Source organism: Oceanicaulis sp. (genome assembly GCF_051859625.1).
In the GTDB taxonomy this organism is placed as follows: Bacteria; Pseudomonadota; Alphaproteobacteria; order Caulobacterales; family Maricaulaceae; genus Oceanicaulis.
In genome coordinates this window covers 1,147,715-1,162,170 of the sequence record NZ_JBHYFH010000001.1, presented here as the reverse complement: position 1 = coordinate 1,162,170, position 14,456 = coordinate 1,147,715, and the positions used below count along the sequence as shown (strand labels likewise).

Genomic DNA, 14,456 nt, shown 5'->3' with positions numbered 1-14,456 from the left:
GATCATGATGATGGTTCCTGCGGGGATCTTGTCTTCCGCCAGTAGAGCCACAATCCGGCTACGGCGAGGATAATCACCAGAAGCGTGATGACGGATTCCTCCGGTCCCGCCGCGCCGCCGCTGAGCCAGTCCGGTCCGTGAAACTCGCTGCGCAAGGGCGCGTGTTCGCGCCATTCCTCGATGCCGGTGAGCGGCAGACCGCTCAGAACGATCGTGAAGTTCCAAAGTGCATGGTTCAGCGTCGCCGCCCAGACATTGCGGGTGATCAGATAGACCAGCGTCCACAAAATCCCCAGCAGCACGCCGGTGACGAGCGAGACCCAGCCCGCCCAGTTCGGGTTGAAGAAGTGCAGCACCGAGAACAGGAGGCTGGGGAGGAGGAGCGCCGTATAGGCCCCGAAGGCGTCTTCCACTTCCGGAACGATGATGCCGCGGAACAGAACTTCCTCAAAGGCGGCGGCGGCGAGAATGGTGAGCGCGACGCTCGCCATCGGCCAGATCTGCCCTGTCCCGACCAGTTGATAGCTGCCCGTGAGAAAGAGGAGTCCCATAGGCAGTGCGATCAGCGCCGATCCCAGCCCGCCCCAGATGAGAAGCTGCGCGGGCCGTATCGCCAGCGGGCGAGCCGGGCGTCTGGCCACAAAGCGCAGATACAGCCAGAAGCTCAGCGCGAAACTCGCGAGCATGAACAGGCGGCGGATGATGGAAATCAGGGCGTCATCAAGTGCGAAGACATGCTCAAGGCCCGGGATCAGCGCCAACCGGACCACAGCCATGCCAAGCCCGACCAGAAGCGCGCCCGCCAGAATGCGGCCCGCCATGAGGGGAAGCGATTTCAGGGACATTGGGCGTCCCCCTTCAGGCGATCGGAAAGCGATCGCGCGCTCAGGGCGGCCTGAGCACGCGGGATCAAGGCATCAAGATCCGCGCCCAGCTCTTCAAAAAGCTCGAGATAGACCCGGTCCAGCTGGTCGAGGAACGCCTGAAGGGCTTGCGCTTCTTGTTTGCCGGAGTCTGTCAGGCTGACGCGCTTGCGCCGCCCATCTTCAGGGTCGGGCTCCAACTCGACCAGCCCCGCTTGCAACAGGGGCGACAGGCGCTGGGAAACAAGCTGGTGGGAGACGCCCATGCCGCCCGACAGGGCGGTGATCGTGGCGGGGCCGCTATGGTGGAGCAGGTTCAGAACGCCCGTTGTGTGCGTCTTCAGATCATGACCGGAGTCCGTCAGCGCCGTCTGAAGTTGAACGGTGAGCAGATCATGGAGCCGGCTCAATCGCAGCAGGAAGGCGGCGGGACGCTGAAAAGGGGCGGCTTCTGTCATGGGAGACCTTTTATACAAGCGATTGCGCAATTACTTGTATAAAAGCTGGGGGCTGTCAATCCACCTTGGCTTCGGACCCAAGAAAAACGCCCCGGCAAGAGACCGGGGCGTTCTGCGTCTGGCGATTGAGAGGCAACGCAAGACCAGCAGAGCACCTATCTCAGGACACGCTGGTCTGGGGATAGCGTCTTTATTGCCGGGCGCGACCAAGCCGGTTGATCGCAACGAAATTAGCGCCCTGTGAGACCGCGTAAACGATGTCGGGGCGGCCGTCCTGATCGAGATCGCCAATGCTGAGATTATAGACATCGACGGGGTCTGCGCTGATTTCGATCGTCTCAAAGGCGTCGCCGCGATTGAGGTAGACCCGATTGCGAACCTCGGAATTGGCCACGGCGATATCGAGGCGTCCATCCAGATCGAAATCAGCGATGCCGACGCCATAGACGATGTCGTCTGAAGATCCGAAGCGGCGGGCGTCTTCAAATCCTCCCTGACCATCATTCACGAACAGGACGCTTTGAGCCTGCATGCCGCCCGCGACAAGGTCTGGAAAACCGTCGCCATTCACGTCACCCATGGCCAGGGCCCGGATTTCAAGGTCGAGATCGGATCCGATCATTTCCGGTTCCGCGAAACCGCCCTCAGCACGCCCGCGATAGACGGGCAGGCCTTCGCCGCCCCGGTTCGAAAAGGCAAGGTCAAGATGGCCATCGCCATCAAGGTCGCCGACAACGACCTGAATGGTTTGATATTCGCCAGGAAGCTCGACCGGCTCCAGAAAACCGTCCGCCCCGTCGTTCAGGAAATAGCGGTTCGCCCGGCCACGTTCAGAGAGAACGAGGTCGGGATGTCCATCGCCATTCAGATCGGCCGCATCGATGTCGCGCGCTTGCGCGACAGGTCCAAGCTCGCGTGTGTCCGGGAAGCGCCCTGCGCCGTCGTTCAGCAGGAGGCGTACGGGTAAGAGGTCGCGAGCGATCGCGGCGTCCAGATCGCCATCGCCATCGAAATCAGCGAGCGCGGCCGCATAGCCGGTGTCGCGCAGCGAGCCTGCATCGTGGGCGGAGCGGAAGAAACCTCCGCCATTGTTCAGGAAGACTTCGTTTTGTTGAATCCAGTGCCGTCCGTTGACCGCGAACCCATCCAGGTCGCCGTCACCGTCGAGGTCGCCGAGGCTGATAGACGCTGTCAGCGCCGCTTCAGGGCCGAAATAATTATAGGGATGAATCCAGAAGGCTTCGTTCTGCTGCGCGGCGGCGCCGGCTGCCAGCACAGTGATCAAGGCGACCAAGGTCATGATGCGATCTTTCCCATGGCGCGGGACGGACGCGCCAGCGCTCTGCGCGTCAATCCTAGAGCACCCCTTTGAAAACAAAACCCCGCTGGCGATCACCAGCGGGGTTTGCAGTCTGGAGGCCGGCTTTTGGCCGGGCGTCTGATCGTCAGCGATGGCGCAGGCCTTAGGCCTGACGCTCGACCATCAATTCCTTGATCTTGCCGATGGCTTTGGCCGGGTTCAGGCCTTTCGGGCAGACATTGGTGCAGTTCATGATGGTGTGGCAGCGATAGAGCTTGAACGGGTCTTCAAGATCATCGAGACGCTCACCGGTCGCTTCATCGCGGCTGTCGGCGATCCAGCGATAGGCCTGCAACAGGGCGGCTGGACCCAGATACTTGTCCGAGTTCCACCAGTAGGACGGGCAGGAAGTCGAGCATGAGGCGCACAGAATGCACTCATACAGACCATCAAGCTCTTCGCGGTCTTCCTGGCTCTGCTTCCATTCCTTCTCAGGTTCCGGCGTATCGGTCTTGAGGTAGGGATTGATGGATTCAAGCTGGGCGTAGAATTGCGTCAGATCCGGGATCAGGTCGCGGACCACCGGCTGGTGCGGCAGCGGGGCGATGGTGATGGCGCCCTTGTGCTCGTCAATGCCGTTGGTGCAGGCGATGGTGTTGCGCCCGCCGATATTCATGGCGCAGGAGCCGCAAATGCCCTCGCGGCAGGAGCGCCGGAAGGCCAAAGTGGTGTCGATCTCGTTCTTGATGAAGAACAAGGCGTCCAGGATCATCGGGCCGCACTTGGAGGTGTCGACGTAATACGTGTCCCAGGACGGATTATCACCGGTCTCGGGATCGTAGCGATACACCTTGAAGGCGCGCAGGTTCTTCGGGTCGGCGTCGTCGGGCTTCGGCCACACCTTGCCCTTTTTCACCTGAGAATTTTTCGGCAGCGTCAGTTGGACCATGGGGTCGTTCCTTTACTGAGTGACATAGCGACCACCCCATGGGTCGCCGTATTTCGCATGCATAGATTTAACTTGTGTGGCGAGACGATTCCACAATTTCGACCCGCGGAATTTACGTAATATAATAGGCATACTTGCCTGATCATTTAAATAAAGTCCGTTCCAAGGGCTTGGGAAAGGGCGGTCATCCGTTTTGATTAAAAATTCATACGCTCCAAAAACCATATGCCATGTGTTCACTCCATCAAGTCGATACCTAGTTGGTGTTACTATTGCGACATGTTCTTCATCAATAAATCGAGCCCCAACAACAGAATATATATGGTCTTTTGGTGCTTCCCTGTTGCGCAGATGGCTGGCAATTCGTTCTAGGTGTGGGCCCAAATTTACTGCACGAGCCTCTGGTCTTTCCGAAGCTCCGAATCTCCAGAGAACAGACATAAAGAACAACTTTAGAAGGTTTGGGTCGTAGTCTTTAAGTTCGTAACCAAGTGGGATTTTGTCATTCCCGTAATATATTTTGCCGTTCCATCGGAGCAAGCTCTCATCTTTAACAGGCTGCTTCAGTACTTTGGCTGCATGATCGTCAAGAGTGGCAAACCAGTTTTCAGTTTCTGCTATGATGAGATTTGGGTCGTAGGTTCCGATGATTGCTGGCTTTGGGCGTTCGTCGGTATTTGAGGATATAGCTCTCAACGGAGCATCTTGTCGTATCCTATAAAAAGACTTCGGGTATAGGTGAGCTTTCCTAAGCTCACCTAATTTTCCGGTCAATTTGCAAGTACCCTCAGCCAATACTACCTCAATAGACCCGCGCCTTGGGCTCGATATAGGCGATGTCGTTGGACAGGGTGTGTTCGTGAACCGGACGGTCATCAAGTTTGACCGAGCCGTCTTCATTGATCCACGCCAGGGTGTGCTTCATCCAGTTCTCATCGTCGCGATCCGGGAAGTCCTCTCGCGCATGGGCGCCGCGGCTTTCCGGACGCGCCGCCGCGGAGTTCACCGTGACGGAGGCCTGGGCGATGAGGTTTTCAAACTCCAGCGCTTCAACGAGATCGGTGTTCCAGATCATGGAGCGGTCATTGATGCGGATGTCGCTTGCGCCTTGATAGACGTCGGCGATGCGCTTGACGCCCTCATCCAGGATGTCCTGGGTGCGGAACACGGCGCAGTTTTCCTGCATGGCGCGCTGCATGTCGAGGCGCAGGGTCGCGGTCTTGGTGCCGCCATCGGCGTGACGCATCTTGTCAAACCGCGACAGGGTGTCGGCGCCGGCGTTTTCAGACAGCTCAGGCTGGCTCGCGCCGGCTTCCACCGTCTCGCCGCAGCGCAGACCGGCGGCCCGGCCGAACACCACGAGGTCGATCAGCGAGTTCGAGCCCAGACGGTTGGCGCCGTGCACGGACACGCAAGCGGCTTCGCCCACCGCCATCAGGCCTTTGACGACCTTGTCGGGATCGCCGCCGACCTTGGTCAGCACTTCGCCATGATAATTGGTCGGGATGCCGCCCATATTATAGTGGACGGTCGGGATCACCGGGATCGGCTCCTTGGTCACGTCCACGCCTGCGAAGATTTTCGCGCTTTCTGAAATGCCCGGCAGACGCTGGGCCAGAATGGCGGGGTCAAGGTGATCGAGGTGCAGGTGGATATGGTCGCCATGCTCGCCCACGCCGCGGCCTTCGCGGATCTCCATGGTCATGGAGCGCGAAACCACGTCACGGCTGGCGAGATCCTTGGCGCTGGGCGCATAGCGCTCCATGAAGCGCTCGCCCTTGGAGTTGGTCAGATAGCCGCCCTCGCCGCGTGCGCCTTCGGTGATCAGGCAGCCTGCGCCGTAAATGCCGGTGGGGTGGAACTGGACAAACTCCATGTCCTGCAGCGGCAGGCCCGCGCGCAGAACCATGGCGTTGCCGTCGCCCGTGCAGGTGTGCGCGGAGGTGGCGGAGAAATAGGCCCGGCCATAGCCGCCGGTCGCCAGAATGGTCTTCTGGGCGCGGAAGCGGTGCAGCGTGCCGTCGTCGAGTTTCCAGGCGGTGACGCCGACGCAAGCGCCGTCATCATCCATGATCAGGTCGAGCACGAAATACTCGATGAAGAACTCGGTCGCGTGACGCAGGGACTGACCATACAGCGTGTGCAGGATGGCGTGACCGGTGCGGTCGGCGGCGGCGCAGGTGCGCTGCACCGGGCCTTCGCCGAAATTCTTGGTCATGCCGCCAAAGGCGCGCTGATAGATCTTGCCGTCTTCGGTGCGCGAGAACGGCACGCCCCAGTGCTCAAGCTCGTACACGGCTTTCGGCGCGTGGCGGCACAGATATTCGATGGAATCCTGATCGCCCAGCCAGTCTGACCCCTTGACGGTGTCGTACATGTGCCAGCGCCAGTCATCCTCCCCCATATTGCCGAGCGAGGCGGAGATGCCGCCCTGGGCCGCCACGGTGTGCGAGCGGGTGGGGAACACCTTTGAGATGCAGGCGGTCTTCAGACCTTCCTGCGCGGCGCCGAGCGCCGCGCGCAGGCCAGACCCGCCCGCGCCGACCACGACGACGTCAAAGGTATGATCAATCCATTCATATGCGGACATTGACTATCGTCCTTCTTAACTTGCGATCGCCAGCACGGCGTAAAGGGCGGCGATCCACAGGCCGGCTGCGATCAGCGTGTTCGCGCTCAGCAGAAGGGCCTTGGTCACCGGTTTATGGATGTAGTCCTCGATCAGCGTCTGCAGACCCAGGCGCATGTGGTAGAATGTCGCAGTCAGGGTCAGAAGCGTCAGGATGGCGCCGAGAGGCGAGCCGACGAAGCCGCGGGCGGTTTCATAATCAGCGCTGGGCAGGCTGGCGACGGACCAGACGAACAGCGGGATCAGAACAACCAGCGCCAGAGCGGAGACGCGTTGGGCGATGAAGTGGCCGACGCCGGATTTGGCGGAGCCAAGACCGCGAGCGCGGGCGAGCGGGGTGCGAAAATCGCTCATTAGACAATCCCTCCAGCCAGGATCCAGATGCCCACCGTCACCACGATGGCGGCGACGATGATGATCATCGAGCGCTGATTGGAGCCCTTGGGGTCAAAGCCCTTGCCCAGATCCCAGACCAGGTGACGAATGCCGTTAAACAGGTGGTAGGTCAGCGACAGGGTGAAGCCGAACAGCGCCAGCTTGACCAGAAGACCCACAGGGCCGGCCATCAGGTTTTCAAAGACGGCGTAGGCGTCGGGCCCGGCGGCCAGAAGCACCAGCCAGACCGTGACGAGAATGGCGCCGATATAATTGATGGACCCGCTGGCGCGGTGAAAGATCGAGGACGCCATGGTGGCGTGCCAGCGCCAGACTTGCAGGTGCGGCGACAAGGGTCGTGGATCGACGGATTGATTGGCCATGAAAAGGGCCCCCACTAATTTAAAGCATTAGCCCCGTCAGCTCGGAACTCGAGCGTGACAATAATCCGCACCGGGTTAACGTCAACGCACACCAAAGTGTGGAATGCTGCTGTGTTTGCAAACGGTTCTTAGTTGCGCGCCCTGTGCGTGAACTGAACTTGCCCTGCAGACCCGGCGATTGGGGAGAGAGCATGTCTGAAAACCGCAGCGTCCTGATTACAGGCGCTTCCACCGGCATTGGCTATTCTAGTGCTAAGTTCCTGATTGACCGGGGCTGGCGGGTTTATGCCGGGGTGCGCAAGCCTGAGGATTCTGCGCGTCTGAGCGCTGAGTTGGGCGATGGCGTCCATCCGGTGATCTGCGACGTCACGGATGCAGACATAATAAAATCAGCCGCTGAGCAGGTGCGGCAAGATTTGGCGGGGCAGACGCTCTCCGGCCTCGTCAACAATGCCGGAATCGCCGTCGCCGGCCCGCTTTTGCATCTGCCGCCTGAAGAGATGACGCGCCAGCTCGATGTGAACGTCACCGGGCAATTGCGCGCGACCCAGGCTTTCGCGCCGCTTCTGGGGGCAGAGAAGGGTTTCACCGGCGAGCCGGGCCGGATCGTCAACATCTCCTCGGTGGCGGGGTTTCACGCCATGCCGATCCTGACGCCCTATGCGTGTTCGAAGTTCGCGCTGGAAGCCTTCACAGAAGGGCTGCGCCGCGAAATGATGCTGTACGGGATCGACGTGGTGGCGATCAATCCAGGCCCCATCAAGACCCCGATCTGGGACAAGGCGCAGGAGCTGGATCCCGAACAATACGGTCAGACCGACTTTATCAAGGCCATCCACAGGCTGTTGAAGTTCACGCTCAACAGCGCCGAAAACGGGTTGCCGCCCGAACGGGTGGCTCAGGCGATCCATGCCGCGCTGACCGATAAAAAGCCCAAGCTCAACACGGTGGTGACCCCGACGCCGCTTCAAGGTCTGATGCTGAAGCTGATGCCCAGACGCATGGCGGACAAGATGATCACCTCGCAATTGGGCCTGAAGCGCTTGAACTGATCGCCAAGGAGCGACACTCTGCCTGCATCAATTCGGGGAGAGGTTTCACTTATGCGCCTTGTATTTGCGTCTATCGCAGCGTTGGCCCTGGCCGCGCCGGCCTTCGCCACGCCGACAGAAGACTTCCGAGAGCTGATCGCGGACTATGAGGCGTTCACCGCCGAGCGTGATCTGGGCGCTCGGGCGCGGCAGGGCGATCTGGAGGCCGCCGCCTCCTGGCCGGATATGAGCCCTGAGGCGATTGAAGCCTGGGATTCGGGCATGGCCGGGTTTGATGAACGCATCGACGCCATCGACCCTGCGGACCTGCCTGCGGATGAGCAGGCGAATTATGCTGTGCTCTCTTATGAGCTGGATAGTGCGGTCGCGGTTCCCTGGACCACTACGGCGATGATCCCGTTCACCAATGATAGCGGGTTTCATACAAACGCCAGCTTTGCAGCGCTGACCACGCGCGTGCGCTCAGTGGAAGAAGCCGAAGCCTGGATCGCCAAGCTGAACGCCTTGCCCGAATATCTCGCCGAGCAGCAAGCCTGGCTCACGCGCGGGATCGAGACCGGCTTCACCCAGCCGCGCGCCATTCTGCAAGGCGTCGCCGATCAGATCGAGGCTCAGATCACGCCTGTCGGCGAGAGCGAGCTTCTGACGCCGATCCGGAATCTGCCCGAGGCAATCCCGGCGTCTGAGCGCGAGCGCCTGATGGCGGAAGCGAGCGAGGCGGTTGAAACCAGCGCCCTGCCGGCCTTGCGTGACCTGCATGCCTTTTTCACCGAGGTCTACATGCCTGCCGCTCGTGAGAGCCTTGGCGCGCGCGATCTTCCGGGTGGTGAAGACCTTTATCGGGCGCTCGTACAGCAGCACACCACGCTCGATCTGACGCCTGAAGAGGTGCATGCGCGCGGCCAGGCCGAAGTGGCCCGCATTCGCGCCGAGATGGACGCGGTGATCGCCGAAACCGGGTTTGACGGCGACTTCGCTGAATTTCTCGATTTCCTGCGCACCGATCCGCAGTTTTACGCCCAGTCCGAGCGTGAGCTGATGATGGCGGCGTCTTATCTGGCCAAAAAGGCCGATGACGCCATGCCGGCCTTTTTCCACCATTTGCCGCGGCTGAGCTATGGCGTGCGGCCGGTGCCGGCGGCCATTGCGCCCAACTACACCACGGGCCGGTATTGGCCCGGCGATGCGGAGAGCGGCCAGGCGGGCGGCTATATGGTCAACACCTACCGGCTAGACCAGCGCCCGCTCTATGAATTGCCGGCTTTGACCGTGCACGAGGCGGTGCCGGGCCATCACCACCAGATCGCCATCGCGCAAGAACTTGAAAACGTGCCCGAGTTTCGAAAGCAGGGCTATATCACCGCGTTCGGTGAAGGCTGGGGGCTCTACACCGAGTTTCTGGGCGTCGATATGGGCATGTATGAAACGCCCTATGAGCATTTCGGTCGCCTGACCTATGAGATGTGGCGCGCTTGCCGGCTCGTCGCCGACACCGGCATCCATTGGTATGGCTGGAGCCGGGATGAGGCCGAGGCGTGCTTTCTTGAGAATTCGGCGCTGGCTCCGCTCAACATCACCAATGAAGTCAGCCGCTATATCAGCTGGCCCGGCCAGGCTTTGGCCTACAAGACCGGCGAATTGCTGATCCGCGAACTGCGCTCTGACGCTGAAAGCCAGCTGGGCGAAGACTTCGACCTCGCCGCCTTCCATGACCGCATTCTGGATGAAGGCGGCGTGCCGCTGGGCTATCTCGAAGACAAGATGCGCACCTGGATCGCGGATCAGGAGGCCTAGTCCGCCTCAGGGGGCGTTGTCGCTCGGGTCATCCGGGGTGACGCCCCCTACGCTTCCGGTTCCTTTCGGATCTGGAGGCGTTCATGCATCACCCCAAAACTCATCCCCTGAAGGCGTCGGTCATCGAGGTGACGGACGCGTCCGAATATGTCTCCGCCATCAAGACCGTGAACCGGGGTGAGGGAACGGCCATCAATGTGGTGGAGTCCTTTGCGCTGACGGCGTCCGCGCCGTCATTCACGCGGTCGGCCAAGCTCTATTCCAGCACGGGCGCCAGCATTGACGCCAAGGGCTATAGCGCTGTCGAAGTGATTGGAGAGGGCGTCAACCTCGACCTCAGCCTGACCATTGAAGGGACTGGTTTCACCCAGATTTTTCAAGGGCAGCTGACAGGCCTTGGGTGCGGACAGATCCATGACGCCCTGCTGGTCCAGGGCGGCGCTCTGAACGTGCCCAGCGGGGAAAGCTTCACCGTCACCGGGCAATTGGAAGCGGTCTCCAAGGGCGCGGTCGGGGTCGGCGGCGTGTTGAACGCGACGAACCCGCTGACGATCTCGAACGGCGGACTGCTCGTCACCCAGACGGGTCAGCAGCCGTGCGCCATCACTCAGACCATCGTCGCCGATCAAGGCACGATCGTGGGCCTGAACCCCAACTCCACCCTGACCGTGGAGGGGCTCAGCCTCAGCGATGACTGTCGGATCGAAGCGGTGGACACCAGCTCCACCATCCTGTCGACCACGCCGATTCTGCTGAAACCTGAAAACCCCTCGAAGATTGCTTGCATGGTCGCGGTCAACGCCTCGTCGGTGACCTTGAAACCGGGCGGGGTCTATCAAGGCTGCGGCGCGACGCCAGGCGGCGGCGCAGGTAAGCAGGTTGGCGTCGACACGCTCTCCAATGAGGGCGGCGTCGTTGAACTGGGCGGGCATGGCGCGCTGAAATGTAAGCAATTTGACCAGACGGATGGCCTGATATCCGTGACGCTGACCGATTGTCAGGGCGAGGGGCCGACGCTGGTCGTGGATGAGGGCGGCTCTGTCACCGGCGGCGCGTTCATCATCAAGGGGCCGGGCGCGCGGGCGGACCCGCCGGCCCAGACCGTCAAGCTGCCGCTGGTGGTGACCGTTTCGGGCAATAGCCTGCCTGACCAGCTCAAAGCCATCGCTCAGCTCAAGGCCTTTCCGACGGCTGTGACGGCGTCTTTGTCGGTTGAGTCTGAAAATGCTCTTGTGCTCACCCTCACCCCGGTCTGATCGACCTCTCCTCGGCGTTCGCCTGAGGCTGAAACAAGGGCAGAGCATCGAAATCGAACGGGCGGCGATCGAGCCAGACCAGCGCGTCATCCATCGTGTCAAAGAAGCGGATGGATAGATTGCCCTGTGAAGCCGGGAAGAATAGCGGCCAGAGTTCCAGCATGGGTTTGAGCCCAGCGGGCACATCTACAAAGGCGGACTTGATCGCGTGTTCCGGCGTGCGCTCCTGCAAGGTGCGCTGTCGCTCAATGGCGTGATCGACAAGCGCTGTATGATCGATATCCGCGCTGACGTCCGCGTCAAACAGGGTCACCAGATCATAGCTGGCTGGAAATTGAGGGTCTCGGAACAGCGTCAGCACGCTGTTGAGATCATCGCGAAACAGCTGCCCTGTGTTGTGAAACACAATCAGGTGCTGGGGATGATCTATGCGCGTCGTAAAAGGCATGGCCGTCTCATCAGCTGGGAAGTCGCTCAATTGAACGCGTATAATGATATAACCTGAGGCGGCGGGATTTGTATGCCGGCGCCAATAAAAAACCCCGGCGGATCGCTCCGCCGGGGTTTGTCGTGCTCGCGATGTAAGATCGCTTACGCCATGGCGCGCTGGCGCAGGACGTAGTGCAGGATGCCGCCATTGTTGACGTAATCGAGCTCGTTCTCGGTATCGATCCGGGCCAGCAGCTCGGTGGACTTCTTCGACCCGTCTTCAAACGTGATCTCGAGGGTCACCTTGCTGCGCGGCTTGATGCCTTCAATGCCCTTCAACGAGATGGTCTCCTTGCCGGTCAGGCCCAGCGAGGACCAGCTTTCGCCGTTCTGGAACTGAAGCGGAACCACGCCCATGCCGACGAGGTTGGAGCGGTGGATGCGCTCGAAGCTCTCGCAGATCACGGCCTTGACGCCCAGAAGGCGGGTGCCTTTGGCCGCCCAGTCGCGCGACGAACCGGTGCCGTATTCCTTGCCGCCGAAGACGACGAGCGGGGTGTCCGCCTCGGCGTACTTCATGGCTGCGTCATAGATCGGCATTTCCTCGCCGGACGGCTGCAGCTTGGTGACGCCGCCTTCCACGCCGGGAACCATCTGGTTCTTGATGCGGATATTGGCGAAGGTGCCGCGCATCATCACATCGTGATTGCCGCGGCGCGCGCCATAGGAGTTAAACTCGCGCGGTTCGACGCCTTTTTCCTGCAGGTAGAGACCTGCCGGGCTGTCCGCCTTGATCGAGCCGGCCGGGGAAATGTGGTCGGTGGTGATCGAGTCGCCGAACAGGCCCAGAATGCGGGCGCCGTCGATGTCTTTCGGCGGGGTCACTTCGGTGGTCATGCCGGTGAAGAAGGGCGGGTTGGCCACGTAAGTGGATTCCGGCCAGTCATAGGTCAGGCCGCCAGACGTCTCGATGCCCTGCCACATGGCGTCGCCCTTGAAGACGTCGGCATAGCGCTTGGCGAACATGTCCGGCGTCACCGCAGAGCGCACCACTTCGGCGATCTCGGCGGAGGTCGGCCAGATGTCCTTGAGGTAGACCGGATTGCCGTCGGCGTCTTCGCCCAGCGGATCGGTCGCCACATTGATGTTCATGGTGCCGGCGATGGCGTAGGCGACCACCAGCGGCGGGCTGGCCAGATAGTTGGCGCGGACATCCGGGCTCACCCGGCCTTCAAAGTTGCGGTTGCCCGACAGCACGGAGGTCGCGACCAGATCGCCGTCCTTGATGGCTTTGGAGATCGGCGCCGGCAGCGGGCCGGAATTGCCGATGCAGGTGGTGCAGCCATAGCCCACCAGGTTAAAGCCCAGCGCGTCCAGATCGTCCTGGAGGTTGGCTTTTTCCAGATAGTCGGTGACGACCTGGGAGCCCGGCGCCAGCGAGGTTTTCACCCACGGCTTGACCTTCAGGCCCTTCTTCAGGGCATTGCGCGCCACAAGGCCGGCGCCCAGCATCACGGACGGGTTGGACGTGTTGGTGCACGAGGTGATCGCAGCGATCACCACATCGCCATGACCGATGGAGAAGTCTTCACCTTCGACAGTGACGCGCTTGGCGGCTTCATCAGCCTTCTTGAACTCGTCCTTGAGGACATTGGCGAAGGCGTCAGCCGCGACGTCGAGCGCCACACGGTCCTGCGGGCGTTTCGGACCGGCCAGCGACGGCACGACGGTGGAAAGATCGAGCTCCAGCGTATCGGTGTAGACCGGGTCGTCCTTGCGCTCGGGGCGGAACATGCCTTGAGCTTTGGAATAGGCTTCGACCAGCTGAACGCGGTCTTCGTCGCGGCCAGTGGCGCGCAGATAGTCCAGCGCCTCGTTGTCGACCGGGAAGAAGCCGCAGGTCGCGCCATATTCGGGCGCCATGTTGGCGATGGTCGCAGCGTCTTCCAGAGACAGGGTGTCGATGCCGGCGCCGAAGAATTCCACGAACTTGCCGACCACGCCTTTTTTGCGGAGCATTTCCACGACGGTCAGCACCAGGTCGGTGGCGGTCGCGCCTTCCGGCAGCTTGCCGGTCAGCTTGAAGCCGACGACTTCGGGGATCAGCATGGAGATCGGCTGGCCCAGCATGGCGGCTTCGGCCTCGATGCCGCCCACGCCCCAGCCGAGAACGGCCAGGCCGTTGACCATGGTGGTGTGGCTGTCGGTGCCGACCAGCGTGTCGGGATAGGCGTAGGTGACGCCGTCTTCATCCTTGGTCCAGACCGTCTGGGCCAGGTTTTCAAGGTTCACCTGGTGGCAGATGCCGGTGCCCGGCGGGACGACGCGGAAATTGTCAAACGCGCTGGAGCCCCATTTCAGGAACTCATAGCGTTCGCCATTGCGCTCGTATTCACGCTCGACGTTTTTCTCGAAACTGTCGCCATGGCCGAAATAATCCACCATCACCGAGTGGTCGATGACGAGGTCGACAGGCACCAGCGGGTTCACCGATTTCGGGTCGCCGCCCAGAGAGGTGGTGGCGTCGCGCATGGCGGCGAGATCCACAACAGCCGGAACGCCGGTGAAGTCCTGCATCAGCACGCGGGCCGGGCGGTAGGCGATCTCATGGCTGGACTTGCCGGTCTTTGTCCACGCAGCGACGGCTTGGATGTCTTCCTTGGTGACGGTGCGACCGTCTTCAAAACGCAGAAGGTTTTCCAAGAGGACCTTCAGCGTGTAGGGCAGCTTGGAGGCGCCGTCGAGGCCGTTCTTCTCGGCCTCTTTCAGATCGAAATAGGTGTAGGTCTTGCCTGCGACCGTCATTTCGCGACGGCACTTGAAGCTGTCCAATGAAGCCATGTTTGGTCCTCGTTGTCGGGCCGGGCCGCCGCGAGTGAGAGGGTGCGGGCGGGCCGGGCGGAGTGTCATGCGCGATCACATGACGGAAAGGGTTTCGCGCGGGTTTTAATACTGTCTGCGCTGCGCT

13 protein-coding genes are annotated in these 14,456 nt (G+C 61.2%); 3 read left to right on the top strand and 10 right to left on the bottom strand.

Features of this window, described 5'->3' with window-relative positions; all coding sequences use genetic code 11:
• Nucleotides 1-2 precede the first annotated feature (2 nt).
• The 8 genes from ACTIGF_RS05565 to sdhC form a co-directional block, all read right to left on the bottom strand.
• Nucleotides 3-845, bottom strand: coding sequence for a lysostaphin resistance A-like protein (locus ACTIGF_RS05565; protein WP_439635919.1), 843 nt, complete (start codon nucleotides 843-845; stop codon nucleotides 3-5).
• A complete protein-coding gene (locus tag ACTIGF_RS05560) occupies nucleotides 836-1,321 on the bottom strand; it encodes a MarR family winged helix-turn-helix transcriptional regulator (RefSeq protein ID WP_439635918.1) in 486 nt (161 codons plus the stop codon). The genes ACTIGF_RS05565 and ACTIGF_RS05560 overlap by 10 nt, the downstream gene beginning before the upstream one ends.
• A 190-nt stretch (nucleotides 1,322-1,511) precedes the next feature.
• Entirely contained in the window at nucleotides 1,512-2,621 is a 1,110-nt protein-coding gene (locus ACTIGF_RS05555; RefSeq protein ID WP_439635917.1) for an FG-GAP repeat domain-containing protein, read from the bottom strand.
• A gap of 163 nt (nucleotides 2,622-2,784) precedes the next feature.
• Nucleotides 2,785-3,570, bottom strand: coding sequence for a succinate dehydrogenase iron-sulfur subunit (locus ACTIGF_RS05550; RefSeq protein ID WP_160092775.1), 786 nt, complete (start codon nucleotides 3,568-3,570; stop codon nucleotides 2,785-2,787).
• 12 nt (nucleotides 3,571-3,582) lie between these two features.
• Complete coding sequence (locus ACTIGF_RS05545) at nucleotides 3,583-4,365, bottom strand: hypothetical protein (RefSeq protein ID WP_439635916.1); 783 nt, start codon at nucleotides 4,363-4,365, stop codon at nucleotides 3,583-3,585.
• 7 nt (nucleotides 4,366-4,372) lie between these two features.
• Nucleotides 4,373-6,160, bottom strand: a complete 1,788-nt coding sequence (gene sdhA, locus ACTIGF_RS05540) for a succinate dehydrogenase flavoprotein subunit (RefSeq protein ID WP_439635915.1) — start codon at nucleotides 6,158-6,160, stop codon at nucleotides 4,373-4,375.
• A 15-nt stretch (nucleotides 6,161-6,175) separates the two neighbouring features.
• Nucleotides 6,176-6,553, bottom strand: coding sequence for a succinate dehydrogenase, hydrophobic membrane anchor protein (sdhD, locus tag ACTIGF_RS05535; RefSeq protein ID WP_439635914.1), 378 nt, complete (start codon nucleotides 6,551-6,553; stop codon nucleotides 6,176-6,178).
• Nucleotides 6,553-6,957 (bottom strand): succinate dehydrogenase, cytochrome b556 subunit, encoded by a 405-nt coding sequence (gene sdhC, locus ACTIGF_RS05530; protein ID WP_439635913.1) that lies wholly within the window; start codon nucleotides 6,955-6,957, stop codon nucleotides 6,553-6,555. Before sdhC ends, sdhD begins: the two co-directional genes overlap by 1 nt.
• Before the next feature lie 191 nt (nucleotides 6,958-7,148).
• Here sdhC and ACTIGF_RS05525 point away from each other — a divergent pair, with 191 nt between their 5' ends.
• The 3 genes from ACTIGF_RS05525 (at nucleotide 7,149) to ACTIGF_RS05515 (ending at nucleotide 11,059) form a co-directional block, all read left to right on the top strand.
• Nucleotides 7,149-8,009: an SDR family oxidoreductase gene (locus ACTIGF_RS05525; protein ID WP_439635912.1), complete on the top strand. Its 861-nt coding sequence runs from the start codon at nucleotides 7,149-7,151 to the stop codon at nucleotides 8,007-8,009.
• A 51-nt stretch (nucleotides 8,010-8,060) separates the two neighbouring features.
• Complete coding sequence (locus ACTIGF_RS05520) at nucleotides 8,061-9,803, top strand: DUF885 domain-containing protein (protein WP_439635911.1); 1,743 nt, start codon at nucleotides 8,061-8,063, stop codon at nucleotides 9,801-9,803.
• 83 nt (nucleotides 9,804-9,886) lie between these two features.
• Complete coding sequence (locus ACTIGF_RS05515; protein WP_439635910.1) at nucleotides 9,887-11,059, top strand: hypothetical protein; 1,173 nt, start codon at nucleotides 9,887-9,889, stop codon at nucleotides 11,057-11,059.
• Here ACTIGF_RS05515 and ACTIGF_RS05510 read toward each other — a convergent pair.
• Entirely contained in the window at nucleotides 11,046-11,507 is a 462-nt protein-coding gene (locus ACTIGF_RS05510) for a hypothetical protein (protein WP_439635909.1), read from the bottom strand. The two genes, ACTIGF_RS05515 and ACTIGF_RS05510, sit on opposite strands and share 14 nt — an antisense overlap.
• 143 nt (nucleotides 11,508-11,650) lie before the next feature.
• The gene (gene acnA, locus ACTIGF_RS05505) at nucleotides 11,651-14,329 is read right to left on the bottom strand and encodes an aconitate hydratase AcnA (RefSeq protein WP_439635908.1); all 2,679 of its coding nucleotides are present in this window, start codon (nucleotides 14,327-14,329) and stop codon (nucleotides 11,651-11,653) included.
• Nucleotides 14,330-14,456: the final 127 nt, after the last annotated feature.

Excerpts from the sequence above, each read along its gene's own strand:
- ACTIGF_RS05565 (WP_439635919.1), bottom strand. The coding sequence starts at position 845 with ATGTCCCTGAAATCGCTTCCCCTCATGGCGGGCCGCATTCTGGCGGGC.
- ACTIGF_RS05560 (WP_439635918.1), bottom strand. The coding sequence starts at position 1,321 with ATGACAGAAGCCGCCCCTTTTCAGCGTCCCGCCGCCTTCCTGCTGCGA.
- ACTIGF_RS05555 (WP_439635917.1), bottom strand. The coding sequence starts at position 2,621 with ATGACCTTGGTCGCCTTGATCACTGTGCTGGCAGCCGGCGCCGCCGCG.
- ACTIGF_RS05550 (WP_160092775.1), bottom strand. The coding sequence starts at position 3,570 with ATGGTCCAACTGACGCTGCCGAAAAATTCTCAGGTGAAAAAGGGCAAG.
- sdhA (WP_439635915.1), bottom strand. The coding sequence starts at position 6,160 with ATGTCCGCATATGAATGGATTGATCATACCTTTGACGTCGTCGTGGTC.
- sdhD (WP_439635914.1), bottom strand. The coding sequence starts at position 6,553 with ATGAGCGATTTTCGCACCCCGCTCGCCCGCGCTCGCGGTCTTGGCTCC.
- sdhC (WP_439635913.1), bottom strand. The coding sequence starts at position 6,957 with ATGGCCAATCAATCCGTCGATCCACGACCCTTGTCGCCGCACCTGCAA.
- ACTIGF_RS05525 (WP_439635912.1), top strand. The coding sequence starts at position 7,149 with ATGTCTGAAAACCGCAGCGTCCTGATTACAGGCGCTTCCACCGGCATT.
- ACTIGF_RS05520 (WP_439635911.1), top strand. The coding sequence starts at position 8,061 with ATGCGCCTTGTATTTGCGTCTATCGCAGCGTTGGCCCTGGCCGCGCCG.
- ACTIGF_RS05515 (WP_439635910.1), top strand. The coding sequence starts at position 9,887 with ATGCATCACCCCAAAACTCATCCCCTGAAGGCGTCGGTCATCGAGGTG.
- ACTIGF_RS05510 (WP_439635909.1), bottom strand. The coding sequence starts at position 11,507 with ATGCCTTTTACGACGCGCATAGATCATCCCCAGCACCTGATTGTGTTT.
- acnA (WP_439635908.1), bottom strand. The coding sequence starts at position 14,329 with ATGGCTTCATTGGACAGCTTCAAGTGCCGTCGCGAAATGACGGTCGCA.